Below are 21,654 nucleotides of genomic sequence, written 5' to 3'. Positions count from 1 at the left end.
TCCCCTCTCTATTTTTCCGTCTCTCTTTTCCTCTTATACGCAAACTCTTTCCATTTCTCCTCCGGCCAGTTTTGCCGTTGCATCTCCATGCGTGCCATCACGAAGAAGAGGTCGGATAGACGATTGACGAAACATAGTATATCCTTGTTCACGGAATCTTGTCGATGGAGTGTCCATAAGCGGCGTTCGGCACGACGAGCGATGGTGCGGGCATATTGCAGATGGGCAGATAGGGGAGTGCCGCCGGGTAAAAGGAAATAGCCGTTATCATGTAGCAAGACGGTCATGGCATCCATTTCTTGCTCGCAACGCAAAGTGAGCTCGGCAACTGAAAGCGGATTGGGATTTACCGTACCCGAAGGAGTGGCTACATGGCTCATCACCGTCATCAATTCGCATTGAATGGCATGCAGCAGGTTATATCGCTCATCTCCCGAAGGAAGCATAGAGCGTACAATGCCAATAATGGCGTTCAACTCATCAAGACATCCGTTGGCTTCGATGCGTATATCGTCTTTGGGAACACGGGCACCGCCATGAATGCCTGTGGTGCCTTTATCGCCGGTTCTGGTATAAATTCTTTTCATAAAAAAGGATTAAAAATTTATGTTATCAGTTATTTGTTTTTTCAGAACAGAGACAATGGGTCGGTCTCTCCCCAATAGAGGTGTGTATAGCTGGCAATGACGTTCTTGTATCGGAAAACAAGAGTGGTTACCGGCTGTCCTTTGGCGTTGTATACTTGTGCGACAGAATCAGGCAAATTCAGCATGCAGTTTCCTTCATCTTCCGGCAGACAGTCGCCTTCGTAGTCCTTGAAACACTCGGTGTAGGCCAGTCCTTTCTTACCGAATTGGGTATAGTGGAACTCATGCCCTCGCAGTTGCTTTCCGTTGTATTGAAATTGCCGATAGCCCAACGACAGTTTTTTGTCATGGGTTTCGGCCGAAATGTAAAAAGGAAAGACGCCAACCATTCGGTGTACCATGCGTCTGTCCGCAGATTGCATGCTTTCCGCGTCGCAGGAGATGGCTTGAGACAGATACATCATTCCGCCACACTCGGCCAAAGCTTTGCCTCCGGCTTCTATGTATTCTCGGATGGATTTTAAGGTACAACGAGCTGCCGACAGTCTATCCGCATGCTTTTCGGGATATCCTCCGGGTAAATAAAGCAAGTCGGTATCTTGAGGCAAGGGGAGGTTCTCTTCCGGATTGAAAAGGGTGACAGTGCCCATACGGTGCAGTATATCCAAATGCTCGGCATATAGAAAAGAAAAAGATTCTTCGTTACAAGCTACGGTAATGTGTAGTTTTCTGTTGTCCGTTTCCGTTTTTTCATTCTTCCTCTCCGGCAAGGGACGCATGGTTGCATTCAGCAGCAATTGCCAGTCTACGTATTGTTCCAGAAGGTCGGCAAGAGTGTTCACCTCCATATCTTTCAAGTGGCTGAAGTCGAGCCCCAGATAGCGCGTATCTTGTTCCAAAAGTTTTTGTTTGGGCAGATAGCCGAGGCAGGTCACATTAAGGTCGGAACAGACTTCTTGCAACATCTCATAATGTCTGGGCGAACCCACCCGATTGAACAGTATGCCTGCTATCTTTACTTCCGGACGGAAATGAATAAAACCGGATAGTAAAGGAGCCATGGAATAAGCGGCAGACTTGGCATCGACGACCAGCACCACGGGAAGATGAAGCAGTTCCGCTATCTCGGCAGAGGATCCCCGACTGCGGTCGTAGCCATCGAACATTCCCATCATTCCTTCCGCAACCACTACGTCGGCATCTGCCGAATAACGGGCATACAGTTCTTGCACGTGTTCTTCGGATGCCATGAAAGTGTCCAGATTGATAGAGGGACGGTGACACATGGCGGTGTGATATTTGGTATCTATGTAGTCCGGACCGCACTTGAAAGGCTGCACCTTAAAGCCTTTCCTCACCAGCAACGCCATAAGTCCGCGACTGACGGTGGTCTTTCCGCTGCCCGATGCAGGTGCAGCTATTAAAAATTGGGGTATGCTTCTCATCCTTTCTAACCGCTTCGGCAGGCACGACATCCTGCATTTTCTTTTTTCCTTCCACAAAGGTAAACATATCTCCGACAAAAACCTTATCTTAGCTGCCAAAATAAACATACGCCATGATAACCGAAGAACTGAGAAAACTCTACATCACGCATACCGGATACGAGCCGGAACACATTGACGAACTTCCTTCTTCCGGCTCCAACCGCCGTTACTTCCGTCTTACGGGAAACCTCACATTGATTGGCGTGAGCGGCGAATCGGTGGAAGAGAACCGCGCTTTCCTATACATGGCCGGGCATTTCCGCCAAAAAGGATTGCCGGTGCCGCAAGTCGTTATTCACTCCGAAGACGAGATATATTATCTGCAAGAGGATTTGGGAGACACCTTGCTGTTCAATGCCATCGAAAAAGGACGCAAGACCAGTGTCTTCGGTGAGGACGAAAAGCAACTGTTGCGTAAAACCATCCGACTGCTACCGGCCATACAATTTGCCGGCGCCGACGGGATGGACTTCTCATACTGCCATCCGCAAGCAGAGTTCAACAGCCGTTCCATCCTGTGGGATTTGAACTATTTTAAATATTGTTTTCTCAAGGCCACGGGGATGGAGTTTCAGGAAGACCGTTTGGAGGATGATTTCCAGAAGATGGCGGACGTACTGCTGCGTAGCAGCTCGGCCACCTTCATGTATCGCGATTTCCAGAGCCGCAATGTTATGATAAAGAATGGAGAGCCGTGGCTCATCGACTTTCAGGGCGGGCGGAAAGGTCCGGTCTATTATGATGTGGCTTCGTTCTTGTGGCAGGCCAAAGCCAACTATCCGGACAGCCTTCGCAAGGAACTTCTGAAAGAGTATCTTGATGCACTGTGCAAATACCGGCCCGTAGATGAGGCTTATTTTTACGCCCAACTTCGTCATTTCGTACTGTTTCGTACCATGCAGGTGCTGGGAGCCTATGGTTTCCGGGGATATTTCGAGAAGAAGCCGCATTTTATCCAGAGTGTTCCCTTTGCCATCGAGAATCTGCGCCAATTGTTGCAAGAGCCATATCCCGAATATCCCTATCTCTGCCGGATATTGCGTGAACTTACCGAATTGAAACAGTTTACGGACGACCTGCAAAAACGCCGGCTGGTAGTGAAAGTCACCAGCTTTGCTTATAAGAAAGGTATTCCCGAAGACCCTTCGGGCAACGGAGGGGGATTTGTATTCGACTGTCGTGCGGTGAACAACCCGGGTAAATACGACCGTTACAAGCCTTTTACGGGATTGGATGAACCTGTCATTCGTTTTCTCGAAGACGATGGGGAGATAACTGACTTTCTGGAACACGCATACGCTTTGGTCGACGCCTCTGTAAAACGGTACATGGAACGCGGATTCACCAGCCTGTCAGTCTGCTTCGGCTGCACGGGCGGACAGCACCGTTCCGTATATTCGGCACAGCATCTGGCCGAACATCTGAATGAGAAATTCGGCGTACAGGTGAACCTGATGCACCGCGAACAGAATATCGAACAAACATTCAAAGCAAAGAATTAGTGCTTATGAAAGCAATGATATTTGCTGCCGGTTTGGGCACACGCCTGCGTCCGCTGACCGACCATACACCCAAAGCGCTTGTTCCCGTAGCGGGAAAACCTATGTTGGAACGGGTGATACTGCGGCTGAAAGATGCAGGATTCAACGATATAACGGTCAATATCCATCACTTCGGCGGGCAAATCATCGACTACCTCCGTGCTCATGACAATTTCGGGACGAACATCCACATCAGTGACGAGCGTGATATGCTGCTCGATACCGGTGGAGGTATCGGCAAAGCACGTCCGTTTCTCGATGGCAGCGAACCTTTTCTTGTCCACAATGCCGACATCCTTTCAGAAACAGACCTTGCCGCTTTCTATCGCCATCATGTGAAGAGTGGGGCAGAGGCTACTTTGCTTGTCAGCAAGCGGGAAACCTCGCGCTATCTGCTCTTCGACGACAACCTCCGGTTGAAGGGGTGGGTCAACAAGTCTACCGGAGAGGTGAAGCCGGAGGGCTTCGACTACGGGGAAAAGGAGTTTCGCGAACTGGCTTTCGGCGGTATTCACGTCATTTCTCCCTCTCTTTTCCGCTTCATGGACGATGAGCGGTGGACGGGAAAGTTTTCCATCATACCTTTTTACCTCTCCGTTTGCCGCGAAGCATGTGTGCAGGGATACGTGCCGCAAGGAGAACAATGGTTTGATGTGGGGAAAATAGAGACGCTGAAGAAAGCGGAAGAGTGGTTGTATATGAACCACGATTCAGCCGAAAATCCCCTGTAAGCAGTCGGAACTTCCAAGCAGCTCCTTTCGCAACACACTTCAACTTACAGGACAAGTTTTGCTTTCCTTATACTCGGATCTTTGTTCGCAGTGCGCGGATATGTGTTCGCACGGTGCGGATATGTGTCCGCAGGTTGCGTTTTTGTGTCCGCAGTGCGCGAACAGAGATTCATCCCGGCTTCGGACAAAGTTTACTGCTTGCTACGAACAATCTTTTCATAAGGACTCGAAAGGTTTTTTCCATTAAACCGACAGCCCGCCATACTCTTCCTGAAAACAGATAAAGATATCCCTGAAACAATGCGCAGAAGAAAGTGGAAATAAAATCAAAACAAAATCTGATTCGGGGCAAAAAAGTGTAGGGTTTTTCTTTCCGGAGCGCTCTTATTGGTAGAAACCCTTTAAAAGCTCTTGCCTTATGAAAAACTTTGCCGGATTTACAATCGGGTGTTTGCTGCTCTGCATGTTTGGAAGCTTCACCCCGCTGGCAGCACAAGATGCCGCCGTGAACGACCTTACCATAACCGGTGTGGTAAGGAACAAGGAAAACCGGAAGCGATTGGAAAATGTGAATATATCCGTCATCGGCACCAACATGGGCACAGTGACCAACCAAGACGGCACTTTTTCTCTCAAAGTAAGCACTGCCGAAGGCTTCCGTGGAGTGGAATTCTCCCACATTGGCTACCTCAATACGCACCTCTCTCTCGAAGAATTGGAAAAGCCGGACGAACTGACCATCTGGATGATACCGGCTCCCAACCTGCTGAGCGAGATTGTGGTCTACGGAAACAATCCTCGCATCATTGTGGAGGAAGCCATCAGGAAAATCCCCGTCAACTATGCGGCCACAGACAATATGCTGACTGCTTTCTACCGGGAAACCGTGCAAAAGCGTCGCCGTTATATCGATGTCTCCGAAGCCGTGATGAATGTCTACAAAACGGCATATGACGAGCGTGACGTCAATCGTGATAGGGTACAACTCCTCAAAGGACGCCGCTTGATGAGCCAGAAACTAAGCGACACGCTGGCTGTTAAAGTAGTGGGAGGTCCCAATCTTTCTCTCTATCTGGACGTGGTGAAGAACGGCGACGCCTTGCTCAGCCCGGACAATCTGAATTACTATGATTTTCGGATGGAGGAACCGGTGAATCTGGACAACCGGATGCAGTATGTCGTCAGTTTCCGCCCGCGGGTCAGCCTGATGTACGCACTCTTCATCGGGAAGCTCTACATTGACTATGAACGCCTCTCCTTTACCCGTGCCGAATTTGAACTGGACATGGCCAACAAAGTGAAAGCAGTAGAGGCCATTCTTCACAAAAAACCTGTCGGGTTGAGATTCCGCCCGCAGGAAGTCAGTTATTTGGTGACTTATAAGCAGCAGGGCGACCGTACTTATCTGAACTATATACGAAATATCATCCGCTTTAAATGCGATTGGCAGAAACGGCTGTTCTCTTCCACCTACACCGCTTTTTCCGAAATGGTGATCACCGACCGAGACGATAATCCGCAGACGGGTATCTCCGGACGGAACGCTTTCAAACAGAAGCAAGTGTTCTACGACTTGGTGGACGAGTATTGGAACGAGGATTTTTGGAAGAACTATAATATCATAGAACCGACGGAATCGCTGGAGAATGCCGTCAATAAATTGAGGAAACAGTCCAACTGACAATTAGCCAAGCACTTGAATAATTTTTATTGATACCCTCAGGCTTTGTTTTCCGTGTTTTTACTTATATTTGGAGAAATCAAGTGATTAAAGCCATAGATTATGCCGAATGAACCGACGATATGGAGCAAAGTGAGAGAAGGGGACATCAAGACGTTCGAAGCGCTGTTCCGCCAATACTATATGCCTCTTTGCTGGTATGCCGCAAGTATTACATTGCGCGCGGGCAGGCGAGGAAATTGTAGAAGAACTCTTCTATGTGCTGTGGAAGGATAGAGAGAAACTGGAAATATCCCATTCCATCAAGAGTTATCTTTATCGTGCGGTCAGAAACGAAGCGCTGCAATACTGTGAGCATCGTGAAGTGAGAGAGCGGTATGCCTTCACCGCAGACACAAAGAGCGAGTGGGGCAGTCTGGCAGACCCTCAACAAGAAATGGAATACAAGGAACTTCAAAATCTGATTCGGCATACGCTCGGCCAAATGCCTTCGCGCCGACAGCAGATATTCAGGATGCACCGCATGCAGGGAATGAAGTACACGGATATTGCCACAGTCCTCTCGTTATCCGTCAAGACAGTAGAGGCGGAAATGACTAAGGCGCTCCGAACATTGAGAAAAGAAATTGATAATTACACCCGAACAAGATAATGGAAATAAACAACAAGAATAGAAAGACCGATGAAGCGTGGAAACGCTTGTATGCACGTCTGGAAGGCGAGGGTTTGCTGAACGGCGAAAAAGAAGGGAGGCATGTGGCTAAACGCCCGTCACGCTATCTGAAATGGGGAATACCGGCAGCAGCCCTGATTGCCGGAGTTGTTTTTTGCGTGGCATGGTGGGGGTGGCCGGGAGGAAATGAAAAAGCCCATACCCTCCTGACGCAGGAGAATAAGGAGCAAGCTACTTTGGTGAAGACATTAGAAGACGGGTCGATAGTATATCTTTCCCGGGAAAGCCAATTACAGTATCCCAAGCATTTTGCAGCTGACAAACGAACGGTAAATTTGCAAGGCGAGGCCTTCTTTGACGTGACCCGTAAACCCGGGAAAACGTTTATGATTGAAACCGACAAAGCGCGTGTAGAAGTGCTGGGAACGGCTTTTGATATACGGAGCAATGCCACGGCCCCTTTCAGCTTATCGGTACAGCGAGGCAGTGTGAAGGTTATGCTGAAAGAAAACGGTGAAACCGCTTTGGTAAGAGCCGGTGAAACCGTGACTCTGCAATCGGACAGACTGCTTCTGAGTGAAACGGCACATCCGAATGCCTTCGATCGGTATGTCAAGAACATCCGTTTCAAGGACGAGTATTTAGAAGATGTGTTGCGGGTCATCAATAAAACATCTTCCTACTGGCAAATTGAAACGGCCTCTCCCGCATTAGGTAAGAAACGGCTGACGGTGGAATTTTCCAACAACTCACCGGAATTTGTGGCCGAACTCATTTGTCTGACATTCAACTTGCAGTGTGAGCGCAAAGAAAATAAATTGGTATTGTTTTGAATGATGAATACATGAGTATAGTTCGCCTCATAATCGTTTTCTCATGGATGCTTTTCGTTACAGGCAGTGTAAAGGCAACAGGAGATGATGTGCTGGAGCGTATCATCCGCATGCCCAAAGCAAAAGGAACCGTCTATTCTTTATTAGGAAAAATATCAGAACAGTCAGGCTATCTGTTTATTTACGACAGCAAGGTTATCGACAATGATTCTATTGTTAAGTTCAGAAAGAAAGAATGCTCTGTACGGCAAGCCGTCTACGAGATAACCGGCAACCGGAATCTTGAATTAAAGGTGTTGGGACGTCATATATTGATAACACAGGCAGAGAAGAAGCCTGCAATAAAGGAGACACCTTTACCATCCCATTCCGCCATCACCGGCCGACTACTGGATAAAGAAACCGGAGAACCGGTGGTCAGCGCATCCGTCCATGTTCAGGGCACTTCGTTGGGCAACATCACCAATCAGAACGGAGAATTCAGACTCCAACTGCCTGATTCCCTAAGGCACGGCACACTCTCTTTCTCTCATCTGGGCTATGTGGGGCAAACGGTAGCGGTGGTTGCCTTGGAAGGCCGCAACAATGTCCTGAGCCTCGAACCTAAAGTCATTCCTTTGCAGGAGGTGCTTATCCGTTTGACGGAACCTAAAAAACTACTCCGCGAAATGATGGAATGCCGAAGAAAGAATCATTCCTCGAATCCGGTTTACCTGACTACCTTTTACAGAGAAGGAGTATATCTGAAAAACAAGTTTCAAAGCTTCACGGAAGCTGTCTTTAAAGTCTATAAGGCATCGATGCCGGAATCGGTTTTCAATGATCAGGTGAAGTTGCTTAAGATGAGCAAGATAGACAACAGGGAGCAAACAGACAGCGTGATAGCCAAAATCAGGTCGGGGGTAGAGGCTTGCTTGCGGTTGGACATCATGAAACACATTCCCGACTTCCTTTCTCCCGAAACGAGCGACAAGTTTTATACGTATACCTCCGGTGACATCGTTTCTGTAGGCGACCGCACGGCCAATGTAGTCAGCTTTGAGCAAAGGAGAGGAGTAAAAGGCCCTTTATTCTGTGGCGAACTCTACATAGACTCGGAGAACAAAGCTTTGTTACGCGCCCGTTTCGAAATTCAGCCCCGATACGTCAAAGAGGCTACACCTGCTTATGTAATGCATCAGGCGCAGGAAGTACGGCTGACAACGGAAAAGATCGTTTATACCGTCTCATATAAACCTTGGAACGGCATCTATCATATTCATCATATCCGTGGCGATCTCTATTTCAAGATGAAGCGTAAGCGCATATCATTCAGCAACCCCATGCTGCACACTTGGTTTGAGATGGCAACCTGCCGGATTGATAACGAGAATGTGACACGCTTTCCACGTGCCGAAAGACTACCTATGCACACAGTGTTTGCAGAAACGAACTTTCAATATGATACAGATTTCTGGGGTGATTTCAACGTGATTCCATTGGAAGAGGAACTTGAAAAGATTATTGAAAAAGTTTCTTTAAAAATAGAACGGACCGATGGTTCCGGCTTTTAATCCTCAATCGTTTGCAGGTAGAAAGTGCATATTTTAGCAGGAAATATATCGTTTTCGTGCTTTTTATTGTAATTTTGCCACGATATTAGTTTTAATTAAAAAGATTGTGACAATGAAATTACCTGAAGATCCGGTGATGCTGTATAGCTTCATCAACACAAAACTGCGTGATTTCTATCCTTCATTGGATGCTCTTTGTGAGGATATGAATGTAGAGAAAGAGGACATTGTTAGAAAACTGAAGTTGGTGGGATTTGAATATAACCCTGCAAAGAACAGATTTTGGTAAATAATGTCATTGTATAAGTAATAACAACTCCCGTTGTTTGTTGCCGTAAAGCACAATTCAACGGGAGTTTTTTGTTTTATTAAGACGGATTACTTTGATTCACCCAGATTCTTTTGAATATCAGCATCTGTAAGTTCGTAGTTCACCAAATCTCCGGATAAATACTTATCATAAGAAGCCATGTCAATCAGTCCGTGTCCGGAAAGATTGAACAGAATCACCTTTTCCTCACCCGTTTCCTTGCACATGTTGGCCTCGCGAATGGCGGCGGCAATGGCATGACACGATTCGGGAGCAGGGATAATACCTTCTGCCTGCGCAAAAAGACAACCGGCATCAAATGATTCGAGTTGCTTGATGTCAACAGCTTCTATATAACCGTCCTTCAACAGTTGCGAGACAATGACACCTGCACCGTGATAACGCAACCCTCCGGCATGGATATTGGCAGGAGTAAAATTATGTCCCAACGTAAACATGGGTAGCAAAGGGGTATATCCGGCTTCATCACCGAAATCGTATTGAAATTTACCGCGTGTAAGCTTCGGGCAAGAAGCCGGCTCGGCAGCGACGAAACGGGTCTTCTTTCCTTCAAGGATATTGTGCCGCAGAAACGGGAAAGTGATGCCACCGAAATTGGAACCTCCACCGAAACAGGCTATCACCACATCCGGATACTCGCCCGCCATAGCCATCTGCTTTTCGGCTTCCTGGCCGATGACGGTCTGATGCAACGTTACATGGCTCAACACAGAACCAAGCGTATATTTGCAGTTGGGAGTGGTTTGCGCCAATTCGATAGCTTCGGAGATGGCAGTCCCCAATGAGCCTTGATGATTGGGATGAGCCGTCAGGATGTCTTTTCCGGCACGAGTTGACATAGACGGTGACGGCGTGACTTGTGCACCGAATGTCTGCATGATGCTGCGTCGATATGGTTTCTGCTCATAGCTGATTTTCACTTGATACACAGCGGCTTCCAAACCGAAAAGACGTGCAGCATAGGCCAGGGAAGCTCCCCATTGGCCCGCACCGGTCTCAGTGGTGACATTGGTGACCCCTTCTTTCTTGCAATAGTATGCTTGCGGAATGGCCGAATTCAGCTTATGCGACCCCATCGGACTGACACTTTCGTTCTTAAAATAAATATGGGCCGGTGTGCCAAGCGCTTTCTCCAGTCCGTAGGCACGTACCAACGGAGTGCTCCGGTAGTATTTGTACATCTCGCGCACCTCTTCAGGAATTTCAATCCATGCGTCCGTCTGATTAAGTTCTTGCCGGCAGAGTTCCTCGGCAAAGATAGGATACATGTCTTCGGCTTTTAGCGGTTGTTTCGTCCGGGGGTTAAGAGGAGGCAAGGGCTTATTCACCATATCGGCCTGTATGTTATACCAATAATGTGGGATTTCCTCTTCAGGCAGGATAAATCTTTTTGTTTTGTTGCTCATAGTGGTCTTATGATTAATAATTCAAAGCCCCAAATGTAGCCATTATTTTTTTCACCCACCTTTTTTCTTTTTGTTTTTTTGTATATGACGTAAGATTTGCCTAAGTTTGTCTTGATTTGTTAAACCATGTTTTATGAAAAGCCGCCATAAACTCTTATTGAATAAGAACTATCGGATTCAGAGATTTCCATTGCTTCTGCGAGTGGTTGTAGCCATTATATCGGGACTTATTCTGGGACGACTGCTGCCCGAACCGGTGGGTCGTGTGTTCATTACATTCAATTCTCTGTTCGGAGAATTCCTTTCTTTCTCCATACCGCTGATTATCTTGGGACTTGTGGCTCCTGCCATAGCTCATTTAGGACGAGGTGCAGGCAAACTGTTGGTACTTACAGCTGCCATAGCCTACGCCTCCACTGTATTCTCAGGCTATTTCACCTATTTCTCTTGTATGGAACTTTTTCCAGACATCATTTCCCGCGAAGCGATACCGGACGGTATAGGCAAAGAAACCGTAACGGGACTGCAACCTTTTTTTGTGGTGCAGATGCCCCCTGCCTTTCAGGTGATGACTGCCCTGGTACTTGCTTTCACATTTGGGCTGGGCATGGCTTTACTGAAAACAAAGTATTTGCAGAATACATTCGATGACTTCAGAGACATAGTCTCAATTGTTATTGAAAAAGTTATTATTCCGTTGCTTCCATTCTATATTTTCGGCATTTTCTTGAATATGATCCGAAATGGAGAGGCATTTGCTGTATTGGCACAATTTTCTAAGGTGATTGTCGTAATATTCACGCTTCACATCTTGCTTCTTTTCCTTCAGTTCACGATAGCCGGTGTGATAGGGCGCAAGAATCCGTTGAAGCTTTTGCGCACCATGTTGCCCGCTTATGCCACGGCATTGGGTACTTCGTCTTCGGCTGCCACCATTCCCGTGACACTGAAACAAACCATCAAAAACGGAGTGCAGGAAAACATCGCCGGTTTTACCGTGCCTCTTTGTGCTACGATTCATATGGCCGGAAGCACCATGAAAATCACAGCTTGTGCGTTGGCTATCATGTATATGGGCAATATGCCTGTTGAATTCGGAATGATCAGCCGGTTTATCTTCATGTTGGGCATTACGATGGTGGCTGCTCCCGGTGTGCCCGGTGGCAGTATCATGGCTGCCTTGGGATTATTGAGCAGTATTTTGGGTTTCAACGAACAGTTGCAGGCATTAATGATTGCGCTCTACATAGCCATGGACAGCTTTGGCACAGCCTGCAACGTAACGGGCGACGGAGCCATTTCGGTGATAGTGGACAGAATAGCAGGAAAGCATGAACAATGCTTGTCTTAATCAATTGAATTAGAGGTGACCACTATCAAAAGAGAGAATAAATTTTATATTACGTACAATTTACGCTATTTTTGCTCCGTCAATCTAAAAAAAAGTAATGATGAAGAAGATAGTTTATACACTGGCATGCGCATCAATAATCTCACTCGCTGCATGTTCGTCGCAAGATAAGAACAAGAAAGAAGACTTGCAAACACTGCAACAAAACAGCACAGAGGTGTCTGCACCGCAACGTATGCAAGTGTCTGATATAAAAACAGCTTTCACATATAAAGGAAAAGAGTACCAATCTTCTGTACTTCGCATCCCTGACGAAACACTGCCTATTGTGAAGAATGAGCAAGGAGAGAAGTTTGTGGACAATCGTATAACGTTACGCATCAGTTGTGAAGGTAAGCAATTGGTAGACAAAGCATTCACAAAGGAAAGTTTTGCATCATTGATAGATGCCGAGTTTATGAAAAACTCTATTCTCGAAGGACTGGTCTATGACAAAACCACCCCGGAGGGAATGATATATGCGGCCAGCATCTGTTATCCGCAATCAGACTTGTATGTACCCATCCGGTTAGTCGTCACAACCGACGGAAAGATATCCATGACAAAAGAGGAGCTGATGGAGGATTATCAAACGACCAGTATCAATTGACACATTGCTCGTATCCGCAATTACTGACATAACTGAACAATCCGAAAATACGACGGAAGAATTCTTCCATGTCTGTAATTCAAAATAATCCGGCATTTACGCTTGTACAATCATAAGCCCACATTGGGGGAGGCGTATGCCCACACTTCAACGAGCGTATGCCCACACCTTAGAAGGCGTATGTCCGCACTTTAAGAGACGTATGCCCGCACCTTAGGGAAGCTGCCCCCACACTTTAGGAAAGATGAGCCCTCACTTTAAGGAAAAGTGGCTTTGGGGAAATTATAGAACTTTCAGGATTGAACCAAAATAACTCATGAAAGAAAGAGCTATTGCCCCAACTTTCATGAGTTATATGTTCAAAAGAATATCTCTAAAAAATATGCTTTAGCTTAGAAGTATGTCTTTTTTTATGGAACCGGCAGATATCAGTTTCTGAATTCCAGGCCGGTTCTCATCTGATTGACATCTACCATAATCGGTTTGCTACGATCCACTTCCTGAGCCAACAGCTTCTTCGACAAATCGTTCAGCAAGTAATGCTGGATAGCACGTTTCACCGGACGAGCGCCAAATTCAGGATCATACCCAACGTTAGCAAGAAAATCAATACCGGCATCTGTCAATATCAATCCGACGCCATTATCGGAAAGCATCTTCTGTACGCTTTTGATTTGAAGAGTGACAATCTGTTTAATTTCCTTCTCCGTCAAAGGCATAAACATGATTGTTTCGTCAATACGATTCAGGAATTCAGGACGAATGGTCTTCTTCAGCATGTTCATCACTTCTTTCTTCGTTTCCTCAATCACTTCCTCCTTATTAGTGCTGTTAAGCCTTTCCATCTGACTTTGAATGTAAGCACTACCCATATTGGAAGTCATGATGATAATCGTATTCTTGAAATTCACTGTACGCCCCTTATTATCTGTCAGACGACCGTCATCAAGCACTTGCAACAATATGTTGAATACGTCCGGATGCGCTTTTTCTATTTCGTCGAACAGCACCACGGAATATGGCTTATGTCTTACAGCTTCAGTCAACTGTCCGCCTTCATCGTAACCTACATATCCCGGAGGTGCTCCAACCAGACGAGAAACACTATGCTTTTCTTGATACTCGCTCATGTCAATGCGTGTCATCATCGTTTCGTCATCGAACAGAAATTCAGCCAAAGCCTTTGCCAATTCGGTCTTACCGACTCCTGTGGTACCTAAGAAAAGGAACGAACCGATAGGGCGTTTGGGGTCTTGCAATCCTGCACGACTGCGACGCACAGCATCGGCCACGGCTTCAATGCCTTCATCTTGTCCGATGACCCGTTTATGCAATTCTGCCTCCAAATGCAACAGTTTGTTTTTTTCGCTTTGCAGCATCTTGCTCACCGGGATACCTGTCCAGCGCGATACCACGTCAGCAATATCCTCTGCATCCACTTCCTCTTTAATCATGGCCTTATCTCCTTGCATTTCGTGCAGCTTCCGTTGCGTTTCCTCAATTTCTTTGTTCAATGCCTGCAGTTTGCCATAACGAATTTCAGCAACTTTTCCATAATCACCTTCCCGTTCTGCCTTGTCAGCTTCAAACTTCAAGTTTTCAATTTCCACTTTATTTTGCTGAATCTTATTGACCAATGTTTTTTCACTCTGCCATTTAGCTTTGTAAGAGTTTTCCTGTTCTTTCAGTTCCGCAAGTTCCTTACCTATTTGTTCCAGTTTAGGTTTGTCGTTCTCGCGCTTAATGGCTTCACGCTCAATTTCCAACTGTTTGATTTTACGTGTAATCTCATCCAATTCTTCCGGAACGGAATCAACCTCCATACGTAACTTGGCGGCAGCTTCATCCATCAGGTCGATGGCCTTATCCGGCAGAAAACGGTCGGTAATATAACGATTGCTTAGTTCTACAGCCGCAATGATGGCATCATCCTTAATTCGTACGTGGTGATGATTCTCGTAACGCTCTTTCAGTCCACGCAGAATGGAAATAGTGCTGAGTGTGTCCGGCTCGTTCACCATAACTATTTGGAAACGCCGTTCCAACGCTTTGTCTTTTTCAAAATATTTCTGATACTCATCAAGGGTAGTGGCTCCGATGCTTCTTAGTTCACCACGAGCTAAAGCTGGCTTCAATATATTGGCGGCATCCATGGCTCCTTCACTCTTTCCGGCTCCTACCAACGTATGGATTTCATCAATAAAGAGGATAATATTCCCTTCTGACTTTTTCACTTCGTTGACGACGGCTTTCAGACGTTCCTCAAACTCTCCCTTATACTTGGCACCGGCAACCAATGCCCCCATATCCAATGAATAGACTTGTTTGTCTTTCAAGTTTTCGGGTACGTCACCACGGAGAATACGGTGGGCAAGCCCTTCTACGATAGCCGTTTTACCCGTACCCGGTTCTCCGATAAGAATAGGGTTGTTCTTAGTACGTCGACTCAGAATTTGCAATACACGACGAATTTCTTCATCGCGGCCAATCACAGGATCCAGTTTGCCGCTACGCGCAGCCTCATTCAGATTAAGAGCATACTTTTCCAACGACTGATAGTTCTCATCACTAGATGGTGAAGTTACTTTTTCTCCTTTCCTCAGCTCATTAATGGCTGCACGCAATTCTTTTTCCGTCATTCCGGCATCTTTCAAAATGGAAGAAGCGGTACTTTTTACGTTGAGCAATGCCAGTAATACCGGTTCCAGAGAAACGAATTCATCTCCCATTTCCTTTGAGTATTGTGTAGCTTTTTGTAATACTTCGTTAGCTTCACGGCTCAAATATGGCTCTCCACCTGATACTTTGGGCAAAGAATCGATCTGTTTGTCGGCCACGAGTGCAATCTGTTGCCCATTCAAACTAAGTTTCTGAAAAATGAAATTGGTTACGTTTTCGCCAACTTTCATCACACTCTGAAGCAAATGTACCGGTTCAATGGATTGCTGTCTACGGTTCTGTGCCAGATTCACAGCTTCTTGTACTGCTTCTTGTGCTTTAATGGTAAAATTGTTGAAATTCATATATTGTTCTCCTTTCTATTATCAGTTTTATAACACAAGGGGAGATGCAAAAGAATTGCCAATGGCATATTCCGGACATTTTTTCAGTTATCTGATAAAAGGATTGACAAATTGTCTGATAATCTGCCAATTATGATTTAATATATATTGGTATATCATCCATTTATATCTGGAGTGTATGTGCATGATATGTTTAATTTTCTTTACCCTATTATCTACAAGGCTTTTTGCTTAGGTTAAAAAAGAGTGGTATATCAAGACTCTGAACAAAACTTTTTCTTACCTTTACAATTTAAATTGTAAACTAATAAGCAATGGGAGACAACATAAAGTTCTCAGAGAATGTGATATTGGTAGATGTTACATTTCTGAATGAAATCGTTTATAGTATAAAAAATGCTTTGGAAATGAAGCTGAACCGTAAATTACCTCATCTTGATTTGCCGGCATGGTTAAGCTATTTGGCATTGGATTCCGGACTAAGAGGGAAAAACAATGAAGTGGAAGTAATATTGGTGCATGAACCAATTTCGCAGATATTAAATAGCTGTGAGCCGTCTGACTTGAAGAGTTTGGACAACATGGCTTGCCGTACGTCGCTTGGTGAGTTTTTATTCTCTTCCGTTTCTTCTTCCGGGCTCGTTTCCACAGAAAATCTATTTCTTGACTTAATGAATCTGGCACTTGACTCTGCTGACGTGAAATGCCTAATGCTATTGCCTTTTCACCCGGCATATAGTGAAAAGGTGGAGGATACGTTATATGATTTTTTTAAAGGCAAAAATGAGGAAGAACGTAAAAAGGCCGTATATTTCACGATGGAGGAACCTCTGAAATCCGTCTGTTGCCGGTGCGAACGGGTATTTTATTCTTTGGCACATGCCTTCGGCATTAACTCTGACGACCTATAATAACATGAGCGACTTCCGTCTAAAAGTATTCCGGTCGGTAGCAAAGAACCTGAGTTTTACAAAGGCCTCGCAAGAATTGTTTATCAGCCAGCCTGCCATAACCAAGCATGTGCAAGAATTGGAAACGACCTATCAAACAAGGTTGTTTGACCGTCGTCAAGGGAATAGAATATGTCTGACAGAATCGGGAAAAATTCTTTTGGAACATTGCGAGCGCATTCTGGAAGATTATAAGCGATTGGAATATGAGATGCACCTGCTTCATAATGAATATACCGGTGAACTGAAGCTTGGAGCCAGCACCACAATAGCCCAGTATGTACTTCCTCCACTGTTGGGAAGCTTCATTGGGAAGTTTCCACAAGTCAGTCTATCCTTGATGAATGGTAATTCCCGAGAAATAGAGGCAGCTTTGCAGGAACATCGCATAGATTTAGGATTGGTAGAAGGTGTAGCTCGTCTTCCGAACATGAGATACACTACCTTGCTTGAGGACGAACTTGTAGCCGTAGTCCGTACCGGTAGCAAGCTACCCATAGGAGATGAACTTACTCCGGAAGAATTGTTGAATTATCCTTTGGTACTTCGTGAGAGAGGTTCCGGCACATTGGATGTTTTTGAGAAATCCCTGCAACGACATGATATAAAACTATCGTCACTTCGTGTACTGATGTATTTGGGCAGTACGGAAAGCATCAAACTGTTTTTGGAACACACGGATTGTCTCGGCATTGTTTCCATACGCTCCGTTATCCGTGAACTAAGTTCCGGACAATTACGTGTTGTGGATATAAACGGAATGCCGATGACCCGCGATTTCAGTTTTGTCTTGCCGCAAGGACAGGAAAGTGGATTGGCCCAAGTATTTATGCAGTTTGCCATGCACCATAACAATCGGCTATAACAAGACTTATTACTTTTCGTTATTACGCATAAGAAAAATTAAATAGGACGAAACATTTGAAGAATGTACCTTTGCCACGTTTTTTAAGCGAAGGTATAAACAACAAAATTAGAATCTATGTTCAGTCGTGAAAACAGAAGCAATACGATGCATGGCATTTTGCTGATTGCTTTATTCTCTTTTTCAGCTTTTTATATTGCTGAAATTCCCTTTGTGAAAAGCCTTTCTTTCAGCCCTCTCATTGTGGGCATCATTTTGGGTATGGGCTATGCCAACAGTTTGCGAAACCGTTTGCCGAAAACTTGGGTACCCGGCATTAAATTCTGCTCCAAGCAGGTTTTGCGCGCAGGTATTGTGCTGTATGGTTTCCGTTTGACTTTGACACAGGTTGCAGAAGTAGGATTACCGGCAGTGGTCATCGATACGATTATTGTAGCCGGAACCATTCTCATTGGCATTGGCTTGGGAAAACTTCTGAAAACAGACAAAGATACTGCACTGATAACATCTACCGGCAGTGCCATTTGTGGAGCGGCTGCCGTATTGGCTGCAGAGCCGGTAATCAGATTCGAAGGACACAAGACGGCCATTGCCGTATCTACTGTTGTCATCTTCGGTACAATATCCATGTTTCTTTACCCGATAATGTATCACGCGGGATTATTGAATGGTCTGAGCAATATGGAAGTTGCCATTTATACAGGAAGCACTTTACATGAAGTGGCGCATGTGGCAGGTGCGGGAAATGCAATGGACCCCATGGATGCTCTTGGCATTGCCGGACCGGCCACTATAACTAAAATGATTCGTGTGATGATGCTGGCTCCGGCATTGATTATCATGAGTTTTGCGTTGGCCGGGCGTAAAAAAGCCGAAGCCGGTGGGCGCATTGTAAAGAGTAAAATAATGATTCCTTGGTTTGCCTTTGGCTTTATCGGAATAATTTGTCTTAATTCACTCTTACAGTATCTCTGCGGAGCGGAAACCGTAAAGGATATTCCTTTGAATGGTGCCATTGAATATATTGATACTTTTATGCTTACAATGGCGATGACTGCATTGGGTACTGACACCAGTATCGATAAATTCAGGCAAGCCGGCGCAAAGCCATTCGTTCTGGCCTTCTTGCTTTATATTTGGTTAGTGGTTGGAGGATATCTGCAAGCAAAATATCTGATTCCGCTTTTAGCATAAAGAAATGAGTTCATTCCCTTTTTTGTGGATGAACTCACACACAGTCCAACTCAAAGACTGAACAAGGAAAGACATTGAACTAATAGTTTATAGTCCTGAAACGCTCGCCATCATACAGACTGTTTATTCGGATATTCAGTCCTTTCTTGCCTTTTAGTAAACCGGATATTTTGTCTAACTTGAAAGAAACTAATCCGCTGGCCAAAATCTGTTGATTATCCTTGTACGCATTATGGCGAAATTCAACATTAACGTAATCCGACTTTTCTTTTTCATCGGTAGAAACTTCGTTGACAATCAAACTCAGCATGTGCTTATTCGCGTGGTTACTACGATAAAACTGATATTTGATATTCAGATAATTCCCCGCAATCCATAAATCTGTAATATTGATACGATCGTCGCCAATACTGTCAGCTTTCGCAGCAGGCATGAAATAAATATCCTTGGTCAGGATATTCTCAATGCGATGAATCTTTCCGTTGTAATGATATCCTTTTATGGTTTCACTCAACTTGCTGAAGTTCACAAAAGCTCGTTGTCCATCCACAATAACATAGTTATGGATATAGGTTGTATCTCCCGGATAGAGTTTGCTCCCTTCATCCAATGCAAAATAGTATTCTTTTCCCTCAATTACCTTCACTGTACCGATGGCCAATAAAGAAGCACCTCCATCGTTGCCCAAATTATGTTGGTCAGTCATATCCGAATCGTTCATACAAGACTGTAAGGCAGGGATAAAAAGAAACAAGAGCATCCATGCCGCCATTATTTTTTTGTGCTTTTCCTTCATAAATAAGTTTATTTTTATTCTTCATAAGAAACACTTTCTAAAGTAGAATACTGCACAAGGTTCTGTTAAAAGAAATAAAACACACGTTTTTTTCTCTACTATATGCAGTATTTTTGTACCAACATCATTTACAGAACAAACACGTGTTGAAGAAAATGTAATGGAAGAAAAAGAACTGGCAGAACGGTGTAGGCTAGGAGAGAATGCTGCCCGCAAAGAGCTCTATGAGTTGTTTGCGGGACGTATGCTCAGTATATGCCTTCGTTATACAGGCAACCGAGAGACAGCCAGAGATTTGATGCATGACGGCTTTCTGAAAATATTCAACTCTTTTGACAAGTTTTCCTATAGGGGACAAGGTTCTCTGAGAGCATGGATGGAGCGTATTATGATAAATACGGTATTACAATATCTAAGGAAAAACGATGTGATGAATCAGGCATCGGCCTTAGAAAATATTCCGGAGGTTTACGAAGAGCCGGAGAGTTCATCAATAGATACCATTCCTCAGAAAGTATTGATGCAATTTATCAGTGAGCTGCCTGCAGGTTATCGCACCGTATTTAATCTATATATTTTTGAAGAAATGTCTCATAAGGAGATAGCCCGGCTTTTGGGTATTAACGAAAAGTCTTCTGCTTCGCAGTTGGCCCGTGCAAAAGCATCTTTGGCAACCAAGGTACGCGAATGGATAAAAACGAATAAATAAAGGAAAAAGATATGGAAGATGATTTATGGATAAAAAAGATAAAAGACAGGCTGGATGATTATTCCGAGCCTCTGCCTGCTTCCGGGTGGGAACGGTTGGAAAAAGAATTGTCTGCCTACAGCGGTTCGCCAATGAAGAAGATGTTTCTTGTTCATCGTTGGATTATGGTAGCCGCGGCAGCATTACTGTTGACGGTTTCTTCTATCAGTTTATGGCTGTTGAGAAGTTCTGTGGGAGAGGAGATACGGCAGACATCGACACCGATTTTAGCCTTCAGGCCTGATTTCTTGCCCAAACAAACAAAACCTGCAACTCAAACCGGTTCATCAACACCCGCTTATCGGATGGCTAAAAACCTGATGACGATGAAGCAAACAGAGCAATCGGCCATATCGGCACAACAAATAAAAAACTCAATCGATAGCAAAGAAAGAGAAGAAACTGTATCCTTTGAAAGAAATAACACCCCTATAAGCGACGGGCAAATGCCCGAATCGAGGATAAAAGAAGAAAAAGCGGAACGCTATCATCCGTCAGGCAAAGATAAGATGCATATTCAGCCCGATAAAAAGTCCGCATCGCGCAGAAGCAATAAAGGATGGGCAGTAGGATTATATACCGGAGGGCTCTCCCTAAACAATTCGGTAAATAGCAGAGACTATATGCAGGTTCATCCACACAATGTCATTAATGCAGACAGAATGGCCTTATCATTCACTGCCACTAATGTGCTCGCTATTCCCAAAGGACAAAGTCTGATATTTAAGGACGGAATGCCTTACTTGCAGCACAATGCAAGAAACATAGTATCCATTGACCACAAACAACCGCTTAGTTTGGGCATTTCGGTCAGGAAAGAACTTTACAAAGGTTTTTCGGTAGAAAGCGGTGTGACTTATACATATCTTTCTTCCGACGTAACCTTCGAGGGAAGCTTGGATAAATTGAAGCAGAAGCTACATTATATCGGCATCCCGATACGAGCCAACTGGAGCTTTGTCAATAGTAAGCACTTCACTGCATATATTTCAGCCGGTGGCAGTGTAGAAAAGTGTGTTTATGGCAAGATTGGAAGTGAAAATGAAACGGTAGAGCCTTTACAGCTATCTGTGACGGGTGCCGTGGGAGCGCAATACAATGTAAACAGAAGAATTGGTTTGTATGTGGAACCGGGAATATCTTATTTCTTCGATGATGGTTCTATGATACAAACCATAAGAAAAGAAAATCCTTGTAACTTTACACTACACGCAGGAATCCGCCTGACTTATTAACGTTATGGAGTAGCACCGGC

18 protein-coding genes and 1 pseudogene are annotated in these 21,654 nt (G+C 45.0%); 14 read left to right on the top strand and 5 right to left on the bottom strand.

The genetic code is table 11. The annotated features are described in order from the left end of the window. Positions 1 to 8 precede the first annotated feature (8 nt). Together EV202_RS02210 and EV202_RS02205 are read right to left on the bottom strand one after the other, a co-directional pair. The gene (locus tag EV202_RS02210) at positions 9 to 587 is read right to left on the bottom strand and encodes a cob(I)yrinic acid a,c-diamide adenosyltransferase (protein ID WP_106068562.1); all 579 of its coding nucleotides are present in this window, start codon (positions 585 to 587) and stop codon (positions 9 to 11) included. 41 nt (positions 588 to 628) lie between these two features. Then, complete coding sequence (locus EV202_RS02205) at positions 629 to 2,032, bottom strand: cobyrinate a,c-diamide synthase (RefSeq protein ID WP_131925133.1); 1,404 nt, start codon at positions 2,030 to 2,032, stop codon at positions 629 to 631. A 113-nt stretch (positions 2,033 to 2,145) separates the two neighbouring features. Between EV202_RS02205 and EV202_RS02200 the strand changes: the two genes are divergently transcribed. From EV202_RS02200 to EV202_RS02170, 7 genes and pseudogenes are all read left to right on the top strand, one after another. Further along, positions 2,146 to 3,576, top strand: a complete 1,431-nt coding sequence (locus tag EV202_RS02200; RefSeq protein ID WP_106068563.1) for a RapZ C-terminal domain-containing protein — start codon at positions 2,146 to 2,148, stop codon at positions 3,574 to 3,576. A gap of 5 nt (positions 3,577 to 3,581) precedes the next feature. Continuing rightward, complete coding sequence (locus EV202_RS02195; protein WP_131925129.1) at positions 3,582 to 4,346, top strand: nucleotidyltransferase family protein; 765 nt, start codon at positions 3,582 to 3,584, stop codon at positions 4,344 to 4,346. A 418-nt stretch (positions 4,347 to 4,764) separates the two neighbouring features. Further along, positions 4,765 to 6,027, top strand: coding sequence for a carboxypeptidase-like regulatory domain-containing protein (locus EV202_RS02190; RefSeq protein WP_131925126.1), 1,263 nt, complete (start codon positions 4,765 to 4,767; stop codon positions 6,025 to 6,027). A 102-nt stretch (positions 6,028 to 6,129) separates the two neighbouring features. After that, positions 6,130 to 6,679: pseudogene (locus EV202_RS02185) on the top strand (RNA polymerase sigma-70 factor). After that, positions 6,676 to 7,533 carry a FecR family protein gene (locus tag EV202_RS02180; protein ID WP_131925123.1) on the top strand — a complete coding sequence of 286 codons (858 nt, stop codon included), beginning with the start codon at positions 6,676 to 6,678 and terminating at the stop codon, positions 7,531 to 7,533. Before EV202_RS02185 ends, EV202_RS02180 begins: the two are co-directional and overlap by 4 nt. Before the next feature lie 11 nt (positions 7,534 to 7,544). Next, a complete protein-coding gene (locus EV202_RS02175) occupies positions 7,545 to 9,086 on the top strand; it encodes a carboxypeptidase-like regulatory domain-containing protein (RefSeq protein WP_131925120.1) in 1,542 nt (513 codons plus the stop codon). Between the two features lie 112 nt (positions 9,087 to 9,198). Continuing rightward, positions 9,199 to 9,375, top strand: a complete 177-nt coding sequence (locus EV202_RS02170; RefSeq protein WP_131925117.1) for a DUF4250 domain-containing protein — start codon at positions 9,199 to 9,201, stop codon at positions 9,373 to 9,375. Between the two features lie 89 nt (positions 9,376 to 9,464). On the opposite strand, the gene EV202_RS02165 is transcribed toward EV202_RS02170, so the two are convergent. After that, positions 9,465 to 10,823, bottom strand: a complete 1,359-nt coding sequence (locus EV202_RS02165; RefSeq protein ID WP_131925114.1) for a TrpB-like pyridoxal phosphate-dependent enzyme — start codon at positions 10,821 to 10,823, stop codon at positions 9,465 to 9,467. 133 nt (positions 10,824 to 10,956) lie between these two features. On the opposite strand from EV202_RS02165, the gene EV202_RS02160 reads away from it, so the two are divergent. Both EV202_RS02160 and EV202_RS02155 read left to right on the top strand, forming a co-directional pair. After that, the gene (locus EV202_RS02160) at positions 10,957 to 12,174 is read left to right on the top strand and encodes a dicarboxylate/amino acid:cation symporter (RefSeq protein ID WP_131925111.1); all 1,218 of its coding nucleotides are present in this window, start codon (positions 10,957 to 10,959) and stop codon (positions 12,172 to 12,174) included. Between the two features lie 100 nt (positions 12,175 to 12,274). Beyond that, a complete protein-coding gene (locus EV202_RS02155; protein ID WP_131925194.1) occupies positions 12,275 to 12,823 on the top strand; it encodes a DUF4738 domain-containing protein in 549 nt (182 codons plus the stop codon). 428 nt (positions 12,824 to 13,251) lie between these two features. On the opposite strand, the gene clpB is transcribed toward EV202_RS02155, so the two are convergent. Further along, positions 13,252 to 15,846 (bottom strand): ATP-dependent chaperone ClpB, encoded by a 2,595-nt coding sequence (gene clpB / locus EV202_RS02150; RefSeq protein ID WP_131925108.1) that lies wholly within the window; start codon positions 15,844 to 15,846, stop codon positions 13,252 to 13,254. A 314-nt stretch (positions 15,847 to 16,160) separates the two neighbouring features. On the opposite strand from clpB, the gene EV202_RS02145 reads away from it, so the two are divergent. The 3 genes from EV202_RS02145 to EV202_RS02135 all read left to right on the top strand — a co-directional run bounded on the left by EV202_RS02145 (position 16,161) and on the right by EV202_RS02135 (position 18,855). Next, the gene (locus EV202_RS02145) at positions 16,161 to 16,757 is read left to right on the top strand and encodes a DUF6621 family protein (protein ID WP_131925105.1); all 597 of its coding nucleotides are present in this window, start codon (positions 16,161 to 16,163) and stop codon (positions 16,755 to 16,757) included. Positions 16,758 to 16,761: 4 nt separating this feature from the next. After that, entirely contained in the window at positions 16,762 to 17,661 is a 900-nt protein-coding gene (locus tag EV202_RS02140; RefSeq protein WP_106070440.1) for a LysR family transcriptional regulator, read from the top strand. A gap of 117 nt (positions 17,662 to 17,778) precedes the next feature. Continuing rightward, positions 17,779 to 18,855 carry a YeiH family protein gene (locus tag EV202_RS02135; RefSeq protein ID WP_106068573.1) on the top strand — a complete coding sequence of 359 codons (1,077 nt, stop codon included), beginning with the start codon at positions 17,779 to 17,781 and terminating at the stop codon, positions 18,853 to 18,855. 79 nt (positions 18,856 to 18,934) lie between these two features. Here EV202_RS02135 and EV202_RS02130 read toward each other — a convergent pair whose 3' ends face one another. Beyond that, entirely contained in the window at positions 18,935 to 19,651 is a 717-nt protein-coding gene (locus EV202_RS02130) for a NigD1/NigD2 family lipoprotein (protein ID WP_131752628.1), read from the bottom strand. A 160-nt stretch (positions 19,652 to 19,811) separates the two neighbouring features. Here EV202_RS02130 and EV202_RS02125 point away from each other — a divergent pair, with 160 nt between their 5' ends. Further along, positions 19,812 to 20,360, top strand: coding sequence for an RNA polymerase sigma factor (locus EV202_RS02125; protein ID WP_131925102.1), 549 nt, complete (start codon positions 19,812 to 19,814; stop codon positions 20,358 to 20,360). Positions 20,361 to 20,371: 11 nt separating this feature from the next. Further along, a complete protein-coding gene (locus EV202_RS02120; RefSeq protein ID WP_131925100.1) occupies positions 20,372 to 21,634 on the top strand; it encodes an outer membrane beta-barrel protein in 1,263 nt (420 codons plus the stop codon). Positions 21,635 to 21,654: the final 20 nt, after the last annotated feature.

Source organism: Prevotella heparinolytica, from assembly GCF_004342845.1.
GTDB classification, from domain to species: domain Bacteria; phylum Bacteroidota; class Bacteroidia; order Bacteroidales; family Bacteroidaceae; genus Bacteroides; species Bacteroides heparinolyticus.
Note: the sequence above shows the minus strand (reverse complement) of the source record. Positions and strands in the feature narration are given on the sequence as shown.

Bases quoted from the DNA above. Each gene is read 5' to 3' on its own strand.
- EV202_RS02170 (WP_131925117.1), top strand. From the start codon at position 9,199: ATGAAATTACCTGAAGATCCGGTGATGCTGTATAGCTTCATCAACACA.
- EV202_RS02145 (WP_131925105.1), top strand. From the start codon at position 16,161: ATGGGAGACAACATAAAGTTCTCAGAGAATGTGATATTGGTAGATGTT.
- EV202_RS02190 (WP_131925126.1), top strand. From the start codon at position 4,765: ATGAAAAACTTTGCCGGATTTACAATCGGGTGTTTGCTGCTCTGCATG.
- EV202_RS02140 (WP_106070440.1), top strand. From the start codon at position 16,762: ATGAGCGACTTCCGTCTAAAAGTATTCCGGTCGGTAGCAAAGAACCTG.
- EV202_RS02205 (WP_131925133.1), bottom strand. From the start codon at position 2,032: ATGAGAAGCATACCCCAATTTTTAATAGCTGCACCTGCATCGGGCAGC.
- EV202_RS02135 (WP_106068573.1), top strand. From the start codon at position 17,779: ATGTTCAGTCGTGAAAACAGAAGCAATACGATGCATGGCATTTTGCTG.
- EV202_RS02210 (WP_106068562.1), bottom strand. From the start codon at position 587: ATGAAAAGAATTTATACCAGAACCGGCGATAAAGGCACCACAGGCATT.
- EV202_RS02195 (WP_131925129.1), top strand. From the start codon at position 3,582: ATGAAAGCAATGATATTTGCTGCCGGTTTGGGCACACGCCTGCGTCCG.
- EV202_RS02160 (WP_131925111.1), top strand. From the start codon at position 10,957: ATGAAAAGCCGCCATAAACTCTTATTGAATAAGAACTATCGGATTCAG.
- EV202_RS02125 (WP_131925102.1), top strand. From the start codon at position 19,812: ATGGAAGAAAAAGAACTGGCAGAACGGTGTAGGCTAGGAGAGAATGCT.
- EV202_RS02200 (WP_106068563.1), top strand. From the start codon at position 2,146: ATGATAACCGAAGAACTGAGAAAACTCTACATCACGCATACCGGATAC.
- EV202_RS02165 (WP_131925114.1), bottom strand. From the start codon at position 10,823: ATGAGCAACAAAACAAAAAGATTTATCCTGCCTGAAGAGGAAATCCCA.
- clpB (WP_131925108.1), bottom strand. From the start codon at position 15,846: ATGAATTTCAACAATTTTACCATTAAAGCACAAGAAGCAGTACAAGAA.
- EV202_RS02155 (WP_131925194.1), top strand. From the start codon at position 12,275: ATGAAGAAGATAGTTTATACACTGGCATGCGCATCAATAATCTCACTC.
- EV202_RS02120 (WP_131925100.1), top strand. From the start codon at position 20,372: ATGGAAGATGATTTATGGATAAAAAAGATAAAAGACAGGCTGGATGAT.
- EV202_RS02175 (WP_131925120.1), top strand. From the start codon at position 7,545: ATGAGTATAGTTCGCCTCATAATCGTTTTCTCATGGATGCTTTTCGTT.
- EV202_RS02130 (WP_131752628.1), bottom strand. From the start codon at position 19,651: ATGAAGGAAAAGCACAAAAAAATAATGGCGGCATGGATGCTCTTGTTT.